The organism is Colwellia sp. 6M3 (assembly GCF_014077595.1).
In the GTDB taxonomy this organism is placed as follows: domain Bacteria; phylum Pseudomonadota; class Gammaproteobacteria; order Enterobacterales; family Alteromonadaceae; genus Cognaticolwellia.
Genome location: NZ_JACGWF010000016.1, coordinates 1 through 22692, shown reverse-complemented (window position 1 = coordinate 22692; position 22692 = coordinate 1). Strand labels below are relative to the sequence as shown.

The 22692-nt window shown below is 38.4% G+C and carries 18 protein-coding genes; 17 read left to right on the top strand and 1 reads right to left on the bottom strand.

Annotated features, from left to right (window positions below; translation table 11 throughout):
* Positions 1-70: 70 nt before the first annotated feature.
* Entirely contained in the window at positions 71-385 is a 315-nt protein-coding gene (locus H4J50_RS05480) for a cupin domain-containing protein (RefSeq protein WP_182254945.1), read from the top strand.
* 63 nt (positions 386-448) lie between these two features.
* Here the strand turns inward: H4J50_RS05480 and H4J50_RS05475 are convergent, their stop codons facing one another.
* Entirely contained in the window at positions 449-1348 is a 900-nt protein-coding gene (locus H4J50_RS05475) for a LysR family transcriptional regulator (protein WP_108456043.1), read from the bottom strand.
* Positions 1349-1649: 301 nt separating this feature from the next.
* Here H4J50_RS05475 and H4J50_RS05470 point away from each other — a divergent pair, with 301 nt between their 5' ends.
* The 16 genes from H4J50_RS05470 (at position 1650) to H4J50_RS05395 (ending at position 22441) form a co-directional block, all read left to right on the top strand.
* Complete coding sequence (locus tag H4J50_RS05470) at positions 1650-4097, top strand: TonB-dependent receptor (RefSeq protein ID WP_182254943.1); 2448 nt, start codon at positions 1650-1652, stop codon at positions 4095-4097.
* Positions 4098-4562: 465 nt separating this feature from the next.
* The gene (locus tag H4J50_RS05465; protein ID WP_182254941.1) at positions 4563-5285 is read left to right on the top strand and encodes a histidine phosphatase family protein; all 723 of its coding nucleotides are present in this window, start codon (positions 4563-4565) and stop codon (positions 5283-5285) included.
* A gap of 38 nt (positions 5286-5323) precedes the next feature.
* Positions 5324-6091: an SDR family oxidoreductase gene (locus tag H4J50_RS05460; protein ID WP_182254939.1), complete on the top strand. Its 768-nt coding sequence runs from the start codon at positions 5324-5326 to the stop codon at positions 6089-6091.
* A gap of 53 nt (positions 6092-6144) precedes the next feature.
* Positions 6145-7266 carry an NADH:flavin oxidoreductase gene (locus tag H4J50_RS05455; protein WP_182254937.1) on the top strand — a complete coding sequence of 374 codons (1122 nt, stop codon included), beginning with the start codon at positions 6145-6147 and terminating at the stop codon, positions 7264-7266.
* A 100-nt stretch (positions 7267-7366) separates the two neighbouring features.
* The gene (locus H4J50_RS05450; RefSeq protein WP_182254935.1) at positions 7367-8575 is read left to right on the top strand and encodes an acyl-CoA dehydrogenase family protein; all 1209 of its coding nucleotides are present in this window, start codon (positions 7367-7369) and stop codon (positions 8573-8575) included.
* Between the two features lie 59 nt (positions 8576-8634).
* Positions 8635-9684 (top strand): phosphotransferase family protein, encoded by a 1050-nt coding sequence (locus H4J50_RS05445; protein WP_182254933.1) that lies wholly within the window; start codon positions 8635-8637, stop codon positions 9682-9684.
* A 73-nt stretch (positions 9685-9757) separates the two neighbouring features.
* Positions 9758-10519: an SDR family NAD(P)-dependent oxidoreductase gene (locus H4J50_RS05440; protein ID WP_108456050.1), complete on the top strand. Its 762-nt coding sequence runs from the start codon at positions 9758-9760 to the stop codon at positions 10517-10519.
* 77 nt (positions 10520-10596) lie between these two features.
* On the top strand, positions 10597-12402 hold the full coding sequence (locus H4J50_RS05435) for an acyl-CoA dehydrogenase (protein ID WP_182254931.1): 1806 nt from the start codon (positions 10597-10599) through the stop codon (positions 12400-12402).
* A 116-nt stretch (positions 12403-12518) separates the two neighbouring features.
* Complete coding sequence (locus H4J50_RS05430; RefSeq protein WP_108456052.1) at positions 12519-12983, top strand: MaoC family dehydratase; 465 nt, start codon at positions 12519-12521, stop codon at positions 12981-12983.
* A gap of 51 nt (positions 12984-13034) precedes the next feature.
* Positions 13035-13955 carry an SDR family NAD(P)-dependent oxidoreductase gene (locus H4J50_RS05425; protein WP_182254929.1) on the top strand — a complete coding sequence of 307 codons (921 nt, stop codon included), beginning with the start codon at positions 13035-13037 and terminating at the stop codon, positions 13953-13955.
* 74 nt (positions 13956-14029) lie between these two features.
* Entirely contained in the window at positions 14030-15211 is a 1182-nt protein-coding gene (locus tag H4J50_RS05420) for an acetyl-CoA C-acyltransferase (protein WP_182254927.1), read from the top strand.
* A gap of 77 nt (positions 15212-15288) precedes the next feature.
* The gene (locus H4J50_RS05415) at positions 15289-16947 is read left to right on the top strand and encodes an AMP-binding protein (RefSeq protein ID WP_182254925.1); all 1659 of its coding nucleotides are present in this window, start codon (positions 15289-15291) and stop codon (positions 16945-16947) included.
* An 83-nt stretch (positions 16948-17030) separates the two neighbouring features.
* Complete coding sequence (locus H4J50_RS05410) at positions 17031-18029, top strand: NADP-dependent oxidoreductase (RefSeq protein ID WP_182254923.1); 999 nt, start codon at positions 17031-17033, stop codon at positions 18027-18029.
* A gap of 180 nt (positions 18030-18209) precedes the next feature.
* Positions 18210-20327 carry a molybdopterin-dependent oxidoreductase gene (locus tag H4J50_RS05405; protein WP_182254921.1) on the top strand — a complete coding sequence of 706 codons (2118 nt, stop codon included), beginning with the start codon at positions 18210-18212 and terminating at the stop codon, positions 20325-20327.
* 102 nt (positions 20328-20429) lie between these two features.
* A complete protein-coding gene (locus H4J50_RS05400; protein WP_108456057.1) occupies positions 20430-21263 on the top strand; it encodes a MoxR family ATPase in 834 nt (277 codons plus the stop codon).
* A 5-nt stretch (positions 21264-21268) separates the two neighbouring features.
* Complete coding sequence (locus H4J50_RS05395) at positions 21269-22441, top strand: VWA domain-containing protein (protein ID WP_182254919.1); 1173 nt, start codon at positions 21269-21271, stop codon at positions 22439-22441.
* Positions 22442-22692 lie beyond the last annotated feature (251 nt).

Below are 22692 nucleotides of genomic sequence, written 5' to 3'. Positions count from 1 at the left end.
TAAATAAAGCTTGAATATAACGCTTTAAATTGCACATTATATCTTTTAAAGAAACAGTATAGGAAAGCTAATGGCAGGCGAATATCCAAGCAAGATAAAAACACTTCCACTATTTGACGGCAGATTTGACGCATATAAATTAGCGGCAAATGGCAGTGATGTGCTTTTTGCCTCTTACCCAGCAGGAACAGAAATACCACCTCATCAACACGACACGGATAACTATGGTGTGATAACGCGTGGCGAATTACAGTTGACTATGCAAGGTGAAACTCAGTATATAAAAGTTGGGCAGTGGTATCATGTACCCGCAAATGTAGTGCACAGTGCTAAATTTGAAGTCGTAACAGATGAAATTGAAATATGGTTTCACCCTGATGAATAAAAGTTAACTCCAGCTAAAAATAAAGCCAAAACTATTTACCTAAAAATAATACTTAACGTTAACTTATGTATTTGAAGTTGTTTGAATAATTTGATTTCTGAGCCATTTGTTCGCTGGATCAAAGTCAACATTGTTATGCCAATATAAATGAACGTCAATATCGTGCAAGCTTACAGGTAAAGGAAATATAACTAAATCAAGCACTTCACTATACATCTTCGCTGTTGTTTCAATCAGTGTTAATAACATGTTGTTCTGAGCAATTACTTGGCAAGCAGAAAATGCATGTTGACACCTAAGACCAATCTTTCGCTGTAAACCCAATCGACCTAACTCAAAATCTTCTATACTTGGCCCGATTGTGCGAGATGAAACTAAAACATGATCTTGGGATAGATAGGTATCTAAATCAAGTACAGACTTTACAATAGGGTGGTTCTTACGTACTAGAACAACCAGTTTATTTTGATCTAATTGTGTATGTAAAATATTGTCACTAACGGGGACTAAAGTGTCTATCGCTAAATCAATATCACCACTGGCTAGTTTATTTTCTAATTCGCTGCGATTAACGCGTCGGCTACTTTGTAAATTGATTAAAGGGGCTTCTTTCTTTATTCGTTGCATCAGTGGCGGTAAAAATGATGCCTCTAATCCACCATGAAGAGATATATTAAAGTTATTTCTAGAGACTAAAGGTTCAAATTGTCGAGATTGCGCCAAACAGACTTTTAATTGCTGTAATGCTTCTCTAACGTCGGCAATAACATTGTTTGCTACAGGCGTTGGGCGCATTTCATTACCTTGACGAATAAATAAAGCATCATCAAAATTATGGCGAAGTTTGCTTAAAGAGTGACTCACTGCAGGCTGTGATAAGTTTAAAGCTGATGCCGCTTTAGTAATATTACCTTCACAATAAATGGCTTCAAATACCACAAATAAATTTAAGTCTACCTTCATACTATCTCCACTTTATTGATCAATTATCATTGAGCCCAGCAAGTTACAGTATGCATAATAAGAATAATACATTATTAAATCTATTCATTTGTTTAATTTAATTTCTACACTAGCATATAAAGTAGTACAAAAAATGTGCTGCACGCACCATGAGTATTTTATGTATGGTGCATAAGTACGGTTTATTCATTAAGGCTAAATCGGATTTAATAATAATTCATGCTCAAACAATGTATTTGAGCAGGATGAAATACATTAAATATCTAAATATAGGTATTTAAAGTAATACTGGGGATTCAAGATGAAACAAAGATTAACAACAAAGTATTTTAAAAAAACAATACTCGTTTCAGCAATGATCAGTGCAATCAGTGCTAACGCTGAACAAACAAACATACCTGCAAAAGATGATAGTGAAGATGTAGAAAGGATTATGATCACAGCATCTAAGCGACTGAAGGGTCTACAGGAGTCACCTGTTGCTGTTACCGTTGTGAGTAGCCAAGCTATTGAACAAGCAAAAATATTAGATATTAATGACTTACAAACGTTGGTGCCAACATTAAGAGTTACCCCTTTACAACGTTCAACTAACACTAACTTTTCAATTCGTGGTTTTGGTAACGGCACTAATAATACCGGTATTGAACCGTCAGTAGGGGTTTTTATTGATGGCGTTTATCGATCACGCGCTGCGGCTCAAATTGGTGATTTACCACGTTTACAACAAATAGAAGTACTCAGTGGTCCACAAAGCACCTTATTTGGTAAAAATGCTTCAGCAGGTGTGATTAGTGTTCGTACATTAGCTCCCTCTCATGATTTGCAAGGTAAAGTAGAGCTTGGCATTGGAAACTATAATCAACAATTAGCGAAAGGTTATATTACAAATGGTATAACAGACGAGTTAGCTATCAGCCTGTCGGGTGGTTATAACAAACGAGATGGATATACCGACAGCGTTGTCGGGTTAAATGAAATTAACAATCGTGACCGTTGGAATATACGTGGGCAAGCATTATACGAACCAACCGATAATATAACACTACGATTTATTGCTGATTACAGCGAAATCGATGAAGCTTGTTGTACTGTTGCTGATGTTATAAACGGACCAACAACTGGCGCAGTACGTGCGTTAGGAGGCATTGTTTTAGAAGATACTAACCCTTTCTCTTATCAATCATCACTTAATATTGACCCGAGTAATCAAGTTGAAGATGGTGGGGTATCATTACAAGTTGATGTCGATTTTGACCGTTATACTTTTACGTCTATTACAGCAATACGTAGCAACGATTCAAATTTTTACAATGACGTAGATTATACGTCTTTAGATATACTTCAAGAAGGTGGTCATACCGAAATTGATACCACAACACAGGAGTTTCGTTTAACGTCGACGGCTACTCAGAGGCTAGAATGGATGGTAGGTGCCTATATTTTCAAAGAAGATGTAGAAACTGGTGATACCTTATTTTATGGCAACGATATCAGAAATTATTTTGATGTTTTAATGGCAGCTGGTGGAGCCGCTGGGTTATTAGGGGGAGTTGAAGGGGTATATGGACTTGAGCCTGGCACTTTTTTTTCAAATAAATCATCAGTCAATTCAGAATTTAAGCAAGAAAATGATGCCTATTCTATCTTTGCAAACTTTGATTATCATATTTCAGATGAACTAACGGCTATTTTTGGTGTTAGCTTTACCAAAGATGAAAAAGAATTATCAATAAACCAAATAAATAGTGATGTACTTTCGGGTATTAATTTAGACACAGATTTAACCGTATTCAACGTTCCTTTACCATTTATACCTACCTTAGCGCCTGCCATTCCAACATTAAAAAGTTTACAGTTTTTACCACCCATGTTGAATTTACCGAATGCCGTTGAGCAGCACCGAACAGATGACAGTAAAACAACTTGGTCAATGCGCTTAGCTTATGAAGTGAACGATAATATAAATGTTTTTGCATCTGCAGCAACTGGTTTTAAAGCATCATCGTGGAACTTATCTAGAAATAGTAACCCGTTTGCCAGAGATCAGTCAGGTATAGATGCGGCAGGTATTGCGATGGCAAATCAAAATTATGGTGGACGTTATGCATCCCCTGAAGAGTCAAAGGTTTATGAATTAGGTTTAAAAGCTCGATACAAAAAAGGGGCATTTAACATTACTTTGTTTGATCAAACTATTGAAGGCTTTCAGTCCTCAATATTCATTGGTACGGGCTATGTGTTAGCTAATGCGGGTAAACAAAGCACTAAAGGACTTGAATTTGACGCGGCTTATAACCCGACAGAAAATTGGTCATTTACATTAGCAGGAACATTTCTTGACCCTGTTTATGACGCTTTTGAAGGCGCATCAGGACTAACTGGCCCAGTAGATCTGTCAGGTGAAAAACCAGCGGGTATTCATGAACAAAGCATAACTGCCGGGATTACTTATAGTTATGAACTTGAAAATGGTGCATATGGCTATGTAAGAACAGACTATTTATATGAGAGTGAGGTACATCTCGTTGAGAACGTACCAGAGTCTTTAACGCGTGAAGTCAGTACTTTAAATGCTAGTGCAGGTTTGAATTTTGTAAATGGAGTTCACCTACAGGTGTGGGTACGAAATTTAAATAATGATGAATACTACTTATCAGCGTTCCCGCCACCTATTCAAGCAGGTAGCTTTAATGCGTACCCAAATCAGCCACGTACATTTGGTGCAACACTATCATATGAATTTTAACTGAAAGTATGGAAATAATAGGTTTACATATAAACCTTTAAGTCATCTTTTATCAACATAAGTTAGTGTTGATTTTTTAGCAACAGTCTTGCTTTATTGTATTACATTGCCTAGCAAGGCTGTTGTTAACATACAAAGTAAATAGCAATAACATCAATAAAGTTCAAACAATAAATCACTTTATGTTTTATTTAATATTCAAGTTTATGTACCTGAATCTTATCTAAAGTGAGCAATCATCAACTAAAAATCTACATGACATTATTCGTAATTTGAATAACAAGTTATAACAACTATTCATTTGTTTAATTTATAGGGTGCGATTAACATGGGTTTATAGGCTGATGTTAGTTCATCACATCATTTCTTTAAATCATGTTATGCATGTTGGAGAATCGCAAATGAAAGTAGTTAAGTTTATTACATTTACTAATCCTCCATTATCTATGGCGATGGATTAGTCTTATGTCAGCTATTTATCTTATTCGTCACGGGCAAGCATCGTTTGGTAAAGCTGATTATGATCAACTTTCTGCTAAAGGTATTAGTCAATCTGAGTTATTGGGTAAATTTTGGCAAGCAATGTCAGCACCTAATAAAGTTTTTACTGGTGACTTACTGCGCCATGAGCAAACACTGAAAAATTTCTTACAAGGTTATCAAGGCAATCATCCTTCTACGGTTTTACATTCTGGATTTAATGAATTTAATCATGTCGATATGCTAACGCGATATGATGCCCAGTGGAAAGATTTTGCTTCCATTGCCGCTAAATACAATCAACAACCTGACGCTAATAAAATATTCCAAAAAGAGTTTTCACTTGCGCTTAAACGTTGGGTTAGCGGTAAGTATGATAGTGATTACATTGAAAGCTGGTCACAATTTAAAAAGCGGTGCATTGCTGCGCTACAAGATGTTGTGCACCAAGAACTCTTTATTAAAAAAAACGCTGAGAATCTTAACCCAGCTAAAAATATTTGTATCTTTACATCAGGTGGCACTATCTCGGTACTTGTTCAGCACATTCTCGGCCTATCAGATGAAAATACACTCGCAGTTATTCAACAATTACGTAATACAGGCGTAACTAAATTATTTTATTCAAAAAATAAACTCACTCTTGATTATTTAAATAATTATGCTCATTTAACCCAAGCGGGTGCAGACTGGGTAACGTTTAGATAAACATAGATCACAAGAAATTTATAAATAGGAAGATAGATATGAGTACCAATTTATTCGATTTAACGGGCAAAGTTGCTTTAGTTACTGGCGCAAGCAGAGGCATTGGCGAGCATATAGCAAAATTACTCGCGCAAAACGGCGCCCACGTTATTGTATCTAGTCGTAAAGTTGAAGGTTGCCAGGCTATTGTTGAGCAGATAATTGCCGAAGGTGGCAGTGCACAAGCTATTGCATGTCATATTGGCGAGCTAGATCAAATAGAAGCTATTTTTGAACAAATCTCATCAGAGCACGGTAAGTTAGATATTTTAGTCAACAATGCGGCAGCAAATCCCTATTTTGGTCATGTACTTGATACTGATTTATCCGCATTTCAAAAAACAGTCGACGTTAATATTCGCGGTTACTTTTTCATGTCGACTTTGGGCGCTAAATTAATGAAGAAAAATGCAGGTGGCGCAATCGTTAATGTTGCATCTATCAATGGTGTTATACCTGGCGATTATCAAGGTATTTATTCGATAACTAAAGCTGCTGTTATCTCCATGACTAAAACCTTTGCTAAAGAATGTGCGCAATTTAATATTCGGGTTAACGCATTACTGCCTGGTGGCACAGATACTAAATTTGCCTCAACGTTAGTTAATAATCCTAAAATACTTAATCAATTGCTACAACATGTTCCGATGAACCGTGTAGCTCAACCTGAAGAAATGGCAGGCACAGTTTTGTATTTGGTGTCTAATGCTTCGAGCTACACCACAGGTACGGCCATTAATGTTGATGGCGGCTATTTAATCGGTTAATTGTTGTACCCGTGGTATAGCAAATCAGTATATATAAGAGTTCAGGAACAATTATGAGTAACAATAACGCAGCAACAGCAAAACTTTTTCAGTCATTCTCTACAGGTGGATTAACATTAAAAAATCGTACCGTTATGGCGCCTATGACACGTACGTTTTCACCAAATTATATCCCTACAGCAGATGTAGCTAAATATTATCGTCGAAGAGCAGAAGGTAATGTCGGTCTAATCATCACTGAAGGCACATTTATCTCGCATAAAGCCGCTAATGGTTACGAACGTGTTCCAGCCATTTTTGGCGAAGAAGCACTAGCAGGTTGGAAAACTGTGGTTGATGAAGTTCATGCAGCCGGTGGCAAAATTGCACCACAGCTATGGCATGTAGGTTCAGTACGAAAAGAAGGTATTGGTCCAGATAAAACTATACCCGCTTATAGTCCATCGGGTTTGTATAAACCAGGATCCCCTAATGGTGTCGCTATGAGCCAAGCTGATATTGACGAAGTCGTTGCCTCGTTTGCGCAAGCGGCGTCAGATGCTAAGGCTATCGGATTTGATGCTATTGAAGTGCATGGTGCCCACGGTTATTTAGTGGATCAGTTCTTTTGGGAAGGCACAAATCAACGTAGCGATAAATATGGTGGCTCATTAGAAAACAGAGCGCAATTCGCTGTTGAAATAGTAGAAGCTATTCGCGTTGCTGTCGGTGAAGACTTTCCAATAATTTTTAGATTTTCACAATGGAAGCAGCAAGACTACAACGCCAAGCTTTGCCAAACACCTGAAGAGTTAGCAACATTTTTAACACTATTAAGTAATGCTGGTGTTGATGTCTTTCATGCCAGTACCCGCCGTTTTTGGTTACCTGAATTTGAAGGCTCAGATCTTAACCTTGCTGGTTGGACAAAAAAACTCACCAATAAACCTGTTATCACGGTTGGCAGTGTTGGATTAGATAGTGACTTTACCGGTGAAGGTAGTGCTGATCTTGGAGGCACATCAAACCCTACCGGTATCGAAGGTTTATTAACGCGTTTGAATAATGATGAATTTGACCTAGTTGCTATTGGCCGAGCTTTGTTAGTGGATCCTGAGTGGGTCAACAAAATTCAAAGTAATAAAGAAGACGAAATATCGCCATTTAATAAAGATGCATTGATGAAGCTGAGCTAATTGTTTCAGCATATAGTTTATATAAATCAATTATCTAGAATTAAAAGTATTAACATAAATTGACATATTAAATGTCATTAATAAATATAAGGATCCCCCCATGGATTTTGAATATAGCGACAAAGTAAAAGAATTAATTGCTCGTGTAACTGTGTTTATGGACGAGCATGTTTATCCCGTTGAAGCACTAATGCATGAACAAGTCGCCGAAAATCCATGGTCTACGCCTCCATTAATGGAAGAACTTAAGGCCAAGGCTAAAGCACAAGGTTTATGGAACTTATTTTTGCCTGTAAGTTACGGTAAATATAGTGCTGGCTTAACCAATTTAGAATATGCCCCATTAGCAGAGTTAATGGGCAAAATTATGTGGGCACCTGAAGTATTTAACTGCGCCGCACCTGATACTGGCAATATGGAAGTATTAGCCAAATATGGTAACGAAACGCAAAAGAAACAATGGTTAGAGCCTTTGTTAGAAGGAAAAATTCGCTCCGCATTTGCCATGACAGAGCCAGAAGTAGCCTCAAGTGATGCCACTAACATTGAAATGCGTATAGAACGCGACGGTGACGAATATGTTATTAACGGTCGTAAGTTTTATATCAGCGGTGCGTGTCGTAAACAATGTGAAATTATGATCGTGATGGGTAAAACCGATCCAGGCAATAGCAACCGATATATTCAACAATCACAAGTATTAGTACCCATGAAAACTCCTGGTGTAACCATAGTGCGACCGATGCAAGTCTTTGGTTATAACGACTCTCCAGAAGGGCATGCAGAAATTACTTTCGAAAATGTTCGCGTACCAGTAGAAAATATTATTGTTGGTGAAGGTAAAGGATTTGAAATCGCCCAAGGTCGCTTAGGACCAGGACGTATCCACCATTGTATGCGTTCTATCGGTATTGCACAGCGTGCTTTAGATTTAATGTGTAAGCGTGTTAATGAACGTATTGTCTTTGGTCGACCCATGATTAAACAGCAATCGGTGCGTGAAGACATTGCCATTTCTGCTTGCCAAATTGAACAAGCACGTTTAATGACTTTAAAAGCGGCGCAAAAAATGGATCTTGAAGGTAATAAAGCTGCAAAAGATATTATTGCCATGATCAAGATTGTTGCACCCAATATGTCACTCGATGTTATCGATCGCGCAATACAATGTCATGGCGCGCTTGGTGTCAGCCAAGATACTTTCTTAGCACATGCCTATGCTGGTCAAAGAACTTTGCGCTTAGCAGATGGGCCAGATCAAGTACACATGATGCAACTGGGTCGAGACTTAGTTAAAAAATCTACCTAACGTTAAAACCGGTAAAGATTAAAGCTCTGGCTTAAAGACAACAAATAAAGAGAATATGTATGACAGCGACGGTTACTTTTGATGTAGAAAAACTTACGCAATATCTTGAATCTCATGTAACAGGATTTAAGGGTCCTATGACCTTGAGTAAGTTTAGTGGTGGGCAATCAAATCCAACTTTTAAAGTAACAGCGCAGTCTGGAACTTATGTTCTGCGCAGCCAACCGGCAGGGAAGTTATTAAAGTCTGCTCATGCGGTTGATAGAGAATATGAAGTTCTTGATGCATTAAAAGAGACAGACGTTGCCGTTGCCAAGGTGTATCACCTGTGTCGAGACACCAGCATTATTGGGTCAATGTTTTACTTGATGGAGTTTTGTGACGGCATTGTTTATTGGAGCGCTTCATTAGCTGAAATTACCAGTAATACCGTTCGTTGCCAAATGTACGATGCGATGAATAAATCATTAGTCGCGCTTCACAGTGTTGATATTAATGCTGTAGGGCTTCAAGACTACGGAAAAGCGGGCAATTATTTTGAACGCCAATTTGGTCGCTGGACTTCGCAATATCGCTCAACAGAGTTACAAGAAATAAAAGCCATGGATCAGTTGATGTTGTGGCTTGAAAATCACTTACCCGAAGACGACGGAAAAGTGTGTTTAGTTCATGGCGATTTTCGTTTAGACAACATGATGTTTGCCAAAGATAAACCCGAAGTTATTGCGGTACTTGATTGGGAGTTATCTACTTTAGGTCATCCTTATTCTGATTTAGCTTACCAGTGTATGCAATTACGTATGCCACAAGGTATGGGTACTATTGATGGCTTAAAAGGCGTTGATAGGGAAAGTTTAGGGATACCAACAGAAGAACAATATGTCGCTGACTATTGTAAACGTATGGGTATTGAGCAAATAGAAAACTGGAGCTTTTACTTAGCGTTTAGTTTTTTTAGGTTGGCTGCGATAGTTCAAGGTGTAGCGAAAAGAGCATCCGAGGGGAATGCATCCAATGAACATGCCAATAAAGTTGGGGCATTTGTAGAGCCACTTGCACAAATGGCGCTAAGTATTATCGAGCAATCATCAAACTCAGCAGAATCATAAGCGTCATCAGGCTAAGTTCGAGTCTATAACAATAATAACGTATCAGAGCATAATTTTAAGGTAAGGAATAAGCATGGACCCACTATTAGATTTTACTAACAAAGTCGCTGTTATCACTGGCGCAGCACAAGGTTTTGGCAAGTTACTAGCAGAAGAGCTAGCTAAGCGTGGCGCGAAGCTTGTGATCAGTGATGTTAATGAATCAGGGGTATTAAAAGTTGCTCAGGATATTAAATCCACTGGAGCTGAAGTTATAGCACTTGCCTGCAATGTATCAAAAAATGAAGATTGTAAAGCCATGGTAGATGCGGCCATTAAAAATTATGGACGTGTCGATATCGGCGTTAATAACGCCGGAGTAGCACATGAGTTTATGCCATTGCACGACATCGACGAGTCAATAATGGACAGCCAATTTGCCATTAATGTTAAAGGTGTGCAATTTGGTATGCGTTATCAAATTCAACAAATGTTAAAACAAGGCGAAGGTGCCATTCTTAATGTTAGTTCAATGGCTGGTCTTAGTGGAGCAGCACGAGGCAGTGCTTATTCTATGGCAAAACATGCGGTTATCGGGTTAACCAAATCTGGCGCTGTAGAATATGGTCGTAATAATATTAGAATTAATGCCATTTGCCCATTTTTTACCTTAACGCCTATGGTGACTAATTTTGCGGATGAAGAGCAACAAAAAAGAATGAGTAGAGGCGCACCTATGCATCGTTTAGGTGAGCCTAAAGAAATTGTCGCTATGATGCTGATGATGTTATCGCCAGCTAATACTTACATGACAGGTCAATGTATCGCAATTGATGGCGGAGTTTCCGCTCAATAATAGACTGTAATACCCTTTATTAATGACAAAACAATGCACGCTATAATTTAGCTAAGTAAAAATGAGAATATAACTTTATGTCTGCAACCTTAATGAATGAACGTGATCTTGAATTTTTGCTCTACGAGCTTTTTGACAGTGAGGCATTGATAAAAAGAGATCGCTATCAAGATCACGATCGCCAAACATTTAATGAAGTTATGCATACGGCAAAAGCGATAGCAGAAAAACATTTTCTACCGATAAGGCAGAAGCTTGATACGCATCAACCTACTTTTGACGGCAAAAATGTCAGCCTTATTCCTGAACTAAAACCGGCTATTGAAGCAGTGATCGCCTCTGGTATTTCTTCAGCAACCGCAGATTATGAATCAAACGGTATGCAATTACCTCCCATTATTGCCAGTGCGGCAAGTACCTTTCTAACTGCTGCGGGTGGGGTTGGCTTAGGCTATAACATGTTAACTAACGCGAATGCCAATCTTCTTCAAGCCCACGGTAGTCCTGAACTTATTGATAAGTGGGTTAAACCCATGCGCTCAGGACGGTTCATGGGCACTATGGCAATGACAGAGCCAGGCAGTGGCTCGGGCCTTGGTGATTTAATTACAAAAGCCGTTATGTCTGAAGATGGTACTTATCGCATTAGTGGCAATAAAATTTATATCTCAGGGGGTGATCATAACTTAAGTGAGAATATCGTTCATTTGGTACTCGCACGTGTTCAAGGTGCACCCAAAGGCGTTAAAGGTATTTCTTTGTTTGTAGTGCCTAAATACCTAGTGAACGACGATGGTACGATTGGTGAAGAAAATGAAGTTGCACTTGCTGGCTTATTTCACAAAATGGGTGGGCGTGCTCAAACGTCAACCGCGTTAAGCTTTGGTGAAAAAAATGGCGCTATTGGTTATCTGGTAGGTGAAGAGAACCAAGGACTTAAGTACATGTTTCATATGATGAATGAGGCACGTATTATGGTGGGTACCAGTGGCGCTACATTAGCGGTTGCAGGCTATCAATATGCGGTTGAGTACGCAAAAAATCGTCCACAAGGGCGTTTGCCTTCTTGTAAAGATCCGCTTTCTGCCATGGTTAATATTATTGAACACGCCGATGTTCGCCGCATGTTATTGGCTCAAAAAGCTTACGCTGAAGGCGCACTTTCATTAGTGCTTTATGGCTCACAACTGAGTGATGACGAAAAAACTGCGCCAACCAAAGAAGCGCGCGAACATGCCCATGTGTTATTAGACTTTCTGACCCCCATCATTAAAACGTGGCCATCTGAATATGGCACAAAAGCAAATGACTTAGCTATTCAGGTACTTGGCGGTCATGGTTATATTAACGAACATCCTGTTGAGTTGTTTTATCGAGACAATCGCTTAAATGCTATTCATGAAGGTACTACAGGCATACAGTCGTTAGATTTATTAACCCGAAAAGTACCGATGCATGACATGGCAGGATATTCTGCAACATTAGCTGAAATTATGAAAACTATTGAGGAAGCTAAACAGCATACAAACCTCGATGAATTTTCGCTTCAGCTTAGCCAAGCTGTTGAAACATTAAAGCAAACGACACAATCTGTCTTGGGCGCTATGTCGAGCAAAAATATTGATTTGGCCTTAGCTAATTCAGTTAAGTACCTTGAATTGTTTGGTCACGTTATTGTCGCTTGGTTATGGTTAAAACAGGGCATTGTTGCTAGTCAAGCGCTTAAAAATAAACCACATAAAACCGATGAAAATTTTTATAACGGTAAACTTCAAGCGTTGCAGTATTTTTACCGTTTTGAGCTGCCAGAAATTACATTATGGTCAACTATTTTATGTCACACCGATAGTACAACCTATGACATGAAAGCAGATTGGTTTTAACGGCTATGTTGTGCGGCATAGCAGCAGAGTATTTATTCGCACAACGTATAGCGTTAAGTTGTAGAGATAATTTACATAAAAACATTACATAACAAGCAGTTAGATGGAGTTTAACTATGACAAAAACAATAATAAATAAAGATGAAATAGCCAATTACATTGATTTTGAAGCTAAGCCAACACCTTGGCATAACATAACGCAAACACAAATTAATCAGTTTGCTGATTGTACGATCGATCATCAATTTATTCATGTTGATGAAGAAAAAGCAAAAGCTACCCCATTTGGTTCAACCATAGCGCACGGCTTTTTATCCTTATCTATGCTTTCACATTTTGCAGACAGTTTCAGTGTCATTATCGACGGTTGTTATATGGGTTTAAACGCAGGCTTCGATAAAGTCAGGTTTCTTCAACCCGTAAAAGTAAATAGTCGGGTAAGAGCACATGCTAAAACTTTACATATTGAAGAGAAAAAGCCGGGGCAATTTCGTTTGTGTACACAAGTAACCATTGAAATTGAAGGCTGTGACACACCGGCGTTAATCGCTGAGTGGATCACTGTTCAAATGGTGAAGTAAAACGATAAATCATCTATATCATTTTTATTAAATAAAATATCAGGAAGTATTATGTCAATTAGCTTTGAAGGTAAAGTCGCCATAGTGACTGGTGCGGGTAATGGGTTAGGTCGTTCACATGCATTAGCGCTGGCTGCCCGTGGCGCTAAGGTTGTGGTTAATGATTTAGGTGGAGCGCGCGATGGCAGTGGTGCATCGTCAGTAGCATCTCAAGAAGTTGTTCGTTTAATTGAAGAAAATGGCGGTGAAGCGATAAGTCATGGCGCTAACGTAGCAAACTTTGATGAAGTGCAAGACATGGTGAATCAAGCGATGGAAAAGTGGGGCCGTGTAGATATTCTTATCAACAATGCCGGTATTCTTCGTGATAAATCGTTTTCTAAAATGACATTAGATGATTTTAAATTGGTTATGGATGTTCATGTTATGGGCACCGTTAATTGTACAAAAGCTGTTTGGGAAATCATGCGTGCACAAAATTATGGCCGTATTGTTATGACAACGTCATCAAGTGGCATGTACGGTAACTTTGGTCAGTCAAATTACGGTGCCGCTAAAATGGCTGTATTAGGTTTGATGAATACCTTAGTCCTTGAAGGGGCAAAAAATAATGTTAGAGTCAACGCACTTGCACCAACAGCAGGTACACGTATGACAGAAGATTTAATGCCACCAGAAATTGTACAAGCATTTGCACCCGAAGCGGTTACCGCAGGCCTTTTAACACTTTGTGATGATGAAGCACCTAATCGATTTATTTTATGTGCTGGCGCTGGCGGTTACTCAAGTGCTAGTGTTGTTGAAACCGATGGCTGTTTTCTTTCGCTCGACAAACAATCACCTGAAACTGTGCGAGAGCAATGGCCAGTAATATCAGATAGCAGCACACAGGTACCTTTAGATTCTGGTGCTAAACAGGGTGAAAAGTTTGTTTTGAAAGCAATGGCTTTCATGAAATCACACAATAAATAGTTACGCGTTACAAAATTGTTTTTATATGTCTTTGTAAATTATAATATATTAAGTTAGTTAAAAGGAAATACATCATGAGAGAAGCCGTAATAGTATCCGTTGCACGCACACCGATTGGTAAAGCATATCGAGGTGCATTTAATGATTTATCAGCTCCAACATTGGCAGCTGTTGCCGTAAAAGCAGCAGTAAATCGTGCGGGAGTTGATGTCAGTGAAATTGAAGATTGTATTTTTGGCGCCGCTTTAACCCAAGGTAATCAAGGCATGAATTTTGGCCGTCAAGTTGCCATGGCTGCAGAATTACCGGTGTCAGTTGCAGGAATGACAATAGATCGCCAATGTTCTTCAGGTTTAATGTCAATTGCTGTTGCGGCTAATCATATTGTATGTGATGGCGCTCAGGTTATGGTTGCGGGTGGGTGTGACTCAATCAGTTTAGTGCAAAATGATAAAATGAATATGCATCGATTGGTCGACCCTAGTGTAAAAGCTTACCGACCAGCAATATATATGCCTATGCTAGATACTGCTGAAGTCGTTGCTAAACGTTATGATATTTCAAGAGCAGTACAAGACGCTTACGCACTTAAATCTCAGCAACGTACAGCAAGTGCGCAAGCCGCTAATAAGTTTGATGATGAAATTGTGCCTGTTACAGCCACGCAATTGGTTATGGATAAAGCAACAGGTGACATTAGTAAACAAGAAGTCACCTTAACCAAAGATGAAGGTAACCGTCCAACAACCAATATTGAAGGTTTATCATCATTAAAAGCGGTTAGAGAAAACGGAACCATTACGGGAGGTAATGCTTCACAGTTATCAGACGGTGCAGCGGCTGTTGTGCTAATGGAACGTGAGTTAGCTGAGCAACGTGGTCTTAAGCCTTTAGGTGTTTATCGAGGCATGGCAGTGGCAGGGTGTGAACCGGATGAAATGGGCATAGGCCCAATTTATGCTATACCCAAATTGCTAGCGCGTAATAATTTAACGATAGATGATATTGGTTTATGGGAAATTAACGAAGCATTTGCTGTGCAAGTGATCTATTGTGCAGATAAGTTAGGTATTCCAGAAGATAGATTAAACGTAAATGGTGGTGCTATTTCAATTGGTCATCCATATGGTATGAGCGGCACAAGAATGGTAATGCATGCACTTATTGAAGGTAAACGCCGTGGTGTTAAATATGTTGTGATCAGTATGTGCATTGGTGGTGGTCAAGGTGCTGCGGGTTTGTTTGAAGTATTATAGAAAACCTATTTAGCTATAGAATAAGAAATAAAACATGAAAAGCTATGCTTTAAATAATTGATTGGGGAGATTAAAAAATGGAAAAAATTTGGCTAGAAAAAAGTTACCCGCCTGGTGTTGAGTTCGAAATTAACCCAGACAAATATAAATCTTTGGCAGAATTATTTTTAAAATATACCAAGCTTTATAAAGATAACATTGCCTTTATCAACATGGGTTCAAGCATTACTTATCAAGAGCTAGGGCAACAAGCGAATGATTTTGCTGCTTATTTACAACAAGATCTAGGATTGGTAAAAGGTGATAAATTTGCCATCATGATCCCCAATCTTTTACAGTATCCAGTTGCTTTATTTGGTGCGCTTATCGCAGGGTTAACGGTCGTTAATGTTAATCCTTTATACACTGCGCGTGAATTACAGCATCAATTAAAAAATTCAGGTACCAAAGGCATTCTTATTCTTGAAAACTTTGCACACGTACTTGAAAATGTTATTGAAAAAACTGACGTAGAGCATATTATCACCACTGGGGTTGGCGATCGTCTCAGTAAAATTAAGGGCACCTTAGTTAATTTCGCTTTAAAGTACGTTAAAAAACAAGTACCTGCATATCACTTTAAACGTTCAATAACTTTCAATGACGCTCTTGCAAAGGGTGCCGCGCTTAATTTTAATCCCGTTGAAGTTGTAGGCACTGATCTCGCCTTTTTACAATATACCGGTGGTACTACTGGCCCCTCTAAAGGCGCAATGTTGACCCATCGTAATATGGTTGCCAACCTTGAGCAATCTAACGCCGCCACTAAAAATATTTATGAAGTGGGTAAAGAAATGATGGTTACTGCTTTACCGCTTTATCATATCTTTGCATTAACATCGAACTGCCTGTGTTTTATTCCATTTGGTGGTACTAATTTGTTAATTACTAATCCACGAGATATGCCTGGTTTTGTTAAAGAATTATCTAAATATCCTTTTACGGCCATTACCGGTGTTAATACATTATTTAATGGTTTATTAAATACTCCTGGCTTTGACAAACTTGACTTTAGTCCATTAAAACTTGGTTTTGCTGGCGGTATGTCAGTACAACGTCCTGTTGCTGAGTTATGGGAAAAAGTGACTGGAACACGATTGTTAGAAGGTTATGGCTTAACTGAGTGTGCTCCATTAGTTACTATGAGCCCTTATAATCAAGAAAGTTACAATGGCACTATTGGTATTCCTGCCTCTTCAACCGATATTCGTTTAATTGGTGACGACGGTGAGGAAGTTGCTTTAGGACAACCTGGTGAAATGTGGGTTAAAGGTCCACAAGTTATGAAAGGTTATTACAATCGTCAAGAAGCAACTGATGAAGTATTAAAAGACGGATGGTTAGCAACTGGTGATATTGCCACCATGGATGAAAATGGTTTCTTTACGATTGTCGATCGTAAAAAAGACATGATCATAGTATCGGGCTTTAACGTTTTTCCTAATGAAATAGAAGAAGTGCTTGTGATGCATGCAGGTGTATTAGAAGCCGCCGCTATTGGTGTTAAAAATGATACAACCGGTGAAGCAGTTAAAGCGTTTATTGTTAAAAAAGATCCTAACTTAACTGAACAAGATATATTCGATCATTGTCACACCATGCTTACCAACTATAAGCGTCCTAAGTTTGTTGAATTTATGAATGAACTACCCAAAACTAATGTCGGTAAAGTATTAAGAAAAGAATTACGACAATAAGTATTTAACCATTTACTTACTAATTTAATGGGCTTGGTTAACAAGCCCATTAATATCGCTTTAAAACTATAATGAGAATAATAATGACTACTTATACTGCAATTAATTTAATAGCCCGTCCAACAGGCGGCCCAATTGGCCCAGAGCTATTTGAAGTAGTAGAAAAAGAATTACCCAGTATCGGCAAAGGTCAATTTTTAGTTAAACAAAACCATATGTCGCTAGATCCCGCCATGTTTGGTTGGATGAGTCCGGATACCGAGAGCTATATTCCGCCTGTTGCTCTTGGCGATGTTATGCGCAGTTCTGGTATCGGCGAAGTGGTAGAAAGTAATCATGAAGGCTTTCAAGTTGGCGATAGAGTGATGGGTTTAATGGGATGGACACAGTACTATTTATCTGATGGTGCAGGTCTAAATAAAGTTGCCGCGCCACTACCAGATGAAGCCATTCTTTCAGTGTTCGCATTACCGGGTTTAACGGCTACTCAAGGTTTATACAGCATAGGTAAACCTAAAAGTGGTGAAACCTTGGTGGTTTCAGGTGCCGCAGGCTCTGTTGGCTCAATTGTAGGCCAATTGGCGAAAGCTGATGGTCTTACGGTTATTGGTATTGTAGGTAGTGATGAAAAAGCTGATTGGATAATTAACGAGTTAGGTTTTGATGGTGCGGTAAATTACAAAACTGATAATTTAGCCGAACAATTAGCCGAATTAACCCCTCGCGGTATTGACGTTTACTTTGAAAACACCGGCGGACCCATTCAACATCATGTATACCAAAGAATGAATGCGCATGGTCGCATTGCTGTTTGTGGCATGATCGCAGACTACTCGAAAGAAATACCTGATTTGGCTCCAAGTTGGATTAATATCATCAAAAAACGTCTGACTATACAAGGTTTTACTATGCCTGATCACTTTGGTGAAATTCCGGCGTTATTAGAAAAACTTACCCCTTATGTTATGCAAGGTAAAATCAAGCATCGTGCACACGTTTTACAAGGCCTTGAATCAGCAATAACAGGTTTGAACTTGTTCTTTACAGGTAAGAACAAAGGTAAGCTAATCGTTAAGCTTTAATCTGTTTAAAAGTTAATGCTGTAGCCGTTATGACTAAAATTAAGCCACAGCATTAACTTCAGAAATACTTCCAACAAACTTCTTTAACGTGATAACAAGTAAACTATCAATATTACATGCTTGGGTTATTAATTCTCAATGTACTCAAAAATGTAGTTATTGTTAACTTAGGTGATATTTATGAGCGAAATTAAAACCCATTACCGCAATTGTAATATCTGTGAAGCCATGTGCGGTTTGGAAATTAAGTATCAAGATAAAAATATAATTTCTATCAAAGGCGATAAAGATGACCCATTCAGTAAAGGTTATAATTGCCCCAAAGCTACAGCCTTGCAAGATTTTTACGAAGATAAAGACCGTTTAAAAACACCGATTAGACGAACTAAAACCGGTTGGGAAGATATTTCGTGGGAAGAAGCTTACACAGAAATAGCAGAAAAATTTAAAACCATTCAAGCAAAACATGGCAAAAACTCATTAGCCTTATATTTAGGAAACCCTAACGCTCATAATCTCGGTAATACATTATTTTTAAAACCTTTTATGAAGTCACTTGGTACTATTAATCGTTTTAGTTCTGCTTCAGCTGACCAAATGCCACATCATGTGGCTTCAAACTTTATGTTTGGCGCAGGTATGCTCATTCCTGTTCCAGATATTGACCGTACTGATTTTATGCTAATTATTGGCGGTAACCCTGTTGTTTCAAACGGAAGTATGATGACAGCCCCTAATGTAATCGGACGCTTAAAGGCCATCCAAAAGCGTTCAGGTAAGGTGGTCGTGGTAGATCCTCGTCGAACTCATACCGCAAAAGTTGCTGATCAACATTTGTTTATTCGTCCGGAAAAAGATGCTTTATTACTTCTAGCACTGATCAATCGTGTTTTCGCGAAAAATGCCGTTAAATTACGCCACTTAGAAGAGATAATAGACGATATAGAGGTTTTTAAGACCATTTCAGAAGCATATTCAGCAGATGCCGTTGCTGAATTCGTAGGTATTTCCGCGCAAGACATTTATACCTTAGCAGACGAATTTATGTCGGCAAACTCAGCCGTTTGTTATAGCCGTATGGGAGCTTCAACACAAACCTTCGGCGGTTTATGTCAGTGGTTAACGAATGTGCTAAATATAATTACGGGTAATTTTGATCGAGCAGGCGGGGCGATGTTTCCTCAACCGGCTTTCGATCTATTAAGAAATTATAAAAAAGGTTTTAAAAGCTCCTTTGGACAATACCATTCACGAGTGAGAAAACTGCCATTTTTTAATGGTGAATTTCCTGTCGCCGCACTTGCAGAAGAAATCCAAACAGCGGGTGAAGGTCAAATTAAAAGTTTGATCACTGTGGCTGGTAATCCCGTACTTTCAAGCCCTAGTGGTCATAAGTTAGCCGAAGCATTTCAAGAACTAGATTATATGGTGTGTGTTGATATTTATTTAAACGAAACCACCAAATATGCCAATATTATTTTACCGGCAACTACGGGGGTTGAAAACGCTCACTATGACATTTTCTTTAATTCATTTTCTGTACGTAATACCGTAAAATATTCAGCGCCATTGTTTGAAAGAGAAGAGTACCAGCGTAACGATTATGAAATATTAAAAGAATTAACCATCAGAATGTCTGACGAAGAAGTACCAGCACATGTAAAAAGTTTGACACCTGAAATAATCTTAGATGTTGAGTTAAAAAAAGGTCCTTATGGTGAGCAAGGCTTTAGTTTACAAAAACTTATTGATAACCCTCACGGTATCGATATTGGTCCTTTAATGCCATGTGCGGCAGAACGTATTAAAACATCTGATGGTAAAATAAACCTATTACCGCAACTTTATGTAGATGATTTAGTTAGGCTTAATGCCGTTATGTCACAACCTGCGCGAAATAAAAACTATCCCTTTGACTTAATTGGCCGTCGATTAGTTAAAAGTCACAATACGTGGACGCAAAACTCTGCTCGTTTAGTTAAAGGTAAGAATCCATGCACTTTAGAAATTCACCCTGATGATGCTCAGCAGTTAGGCGTTTCAAACGGCCAGTTAGTAAACGTGAGTTCAATATCAGGTGAAGTATTGATTAACGCGGTTATTACTGATGATGTGCAACGCGGTGTTGTTACTATGCCTCAAGGCTGGGGACATAATCAAAAAGGTACCAATATGTCGATAGCAGCGACTCAACCCGGTGTTAGTATTAATGACTTAACCGATGTTAATCGAGTTGATTTACTCACAGGTAATGCAGCATTCAATGGTACGCCTGTCGCTATTAAAGTGGCAACCTAAAGCTAGGCGTAACTCATTATATAGTGATATATAGCTTTAATATCATTCAAATATTTTACAGATGTCTAAACATTAAACGACATCATATTTATAGGTAAGCACATGTTTAAAAGTACAGAAAATTATATCGCATCTGACGAATTACGTTTAGCAGTAAATGCGGCCATTACCCTAGAAAAACCCTTGTTGATCAAAGGTGAGCCTGGAACGGGTAAAACTCAACTCGCAGAAGAGTTAGCAAAGTCATTAAACTGTAAACTATACCAATGGCACATTAAATCTACTACCAAAGCACAGCAAGGGCTTTACGAGTATGACGCAGTGTCGCGATTAAGAGATAGTCAACTAGGTGATGAAAAAGTAAATGACATTTCAAATTACATTGTTAAAGGTAAGCTTTGGCAAGCATTTGAAGAAGAGCAGCGCCCAATACTGTTAATTGATGAAATTGACAAAGCAGATATAGAGTTTCCAAACGACTTATTGCAAGAGCTTGATAAAATGGAGTTCTTTGTTTATGAAACTCAACAAGTAATTAAAGCAAAACAACGTCCCATTATTATTATTACCTCAAATAATGAAAAAGAACTGCCCGATGCTTTTTTACGTCGTTGTTTCTTTCATTACATTAAGTTTCCAACCAAAGTTGAAATGGAACAAATCATTGCTGTGCATCATCCTCATGTAAAACAAGATTTGTTAAAGCACACTTTAGAAGTGTTTTTTGATCTGAGAGATCTACAGGGGATTAAGAAAAAGCCTTCAACGTCAGAATTAATTGATTGGTTAAAGCTGTTAGTTGCCGACGATGTTGCACAAGACGTTTTAATAAATAAAAAGTCTGATGTTATTCCTTTGTTTGGTGCCTTACTTAAAAATGAGCAAGATGTTTCGTTACTTGAAAAACTTGCCTTTATTAGCCGAAGAAATAGGTAATAACGGTGTTTATAGATTTATTTCTGACGCTGAGAAAACACAAAGTACCAGTAAGCCTGCGTGAACTGCTCGATCTTATCGCTGTTTTAAAAAAGGGCGTTGTTTTTGCTGATGTAGAAGGGTTTTATCATTTAGCTAAAATAGTGATGGTTAAAGATGAAATACATTACGACAAATTCGATGGCGCATTTGCAGAATACTTTGACGGTGTTCAAAAAATCGATATTTTCGACCATGTTGTTCCAGAAGATTGGTTACGTAAAAAGTTTGAAAACCAACTTAGTCAAGCTGAAAAAGATGAGTTAAAGGCACTTGGTGGCCTAGACGAATTAATGAAAACCCTTAAAGAACGTCTTGCTGAGCAGGAAAAGAGGCATGAAGGTGGCAGCAAATGGGTAGGCACTGGCGGCAAATCACCATTTGGAGCTTATGGCTATAACCCTGAAGGTATTCGTGTTGGGCAAGACGGTAATCGAAATAACCGCGCCGTAAAAGTTTGGGATAAACGTGAATTTAAAAACTTTGATCAAGATAGAGAGCTAGGGACACGTAATATAAAGTTAGCCCTTAAAAAACTGAGAAAATTTGCTCGTACAGGCGCCAGTGAAAAGCTTGATATTAACACCACTATTCGGTCAACAGCGAAAAATGGTGGTTTGCTCGATGTGCATATGGAACCAGAGCGTCATAATTCGGTAAAAGTGTTAATGTTTTTTGATATTGGCGGCTCTATGGATGAATACATTCATACCTGTGAAGAATTATTCTCTGCCGCGCATACCGAATTTAAACATCTCGAATTTTTCTATTTTCATAACTGTGTTTACGAACGTTTATGGAAAGACAATAGTCGTCGAAGACATGATACCGTTGATTTAGATGAAATAATTAGAACCTTTGGTAGTGATTACAAAGTTATATTTGTCGGTGACGCAACAATGGGGCCTTATGAAATAGTTGCACCTGGTGGCAGTGTTGAGCATTGGAATGAAAAGCCTGGACTTGAATATATGCGCAAAATTTTAGCTCATTTCACTAAAGTTGCTTGGTTAAATCCTCAACCTGAAAATCAATGGGATTATTATCACTCTATCTCAATCATCAAAGATATTATTAGCGATAAAATGTTTCCTTTAACCGTTGATGGTATAGGTCGCGCCATTAAAGAAATTAGCTAAACTGCCGGTGATTACTTGAATAATATGACAACAAAAACTTAACGTATTAATCATAATAAGGTCTATGAGGTTTACATGAATTATCTGCGCACTGACGATAGCTGTTTTGACAAACTTGAAGCTTATAACTCAAGTTTCGGGGTTCACTTTTAACCAATAAAAGTGAATTATCCCTCATTCTAAGGCTTCTTGCCGCAAAGTAAAATTATCCATTTGCATGACTTGCGTAAAAAAATCGACAACCGTCTGTT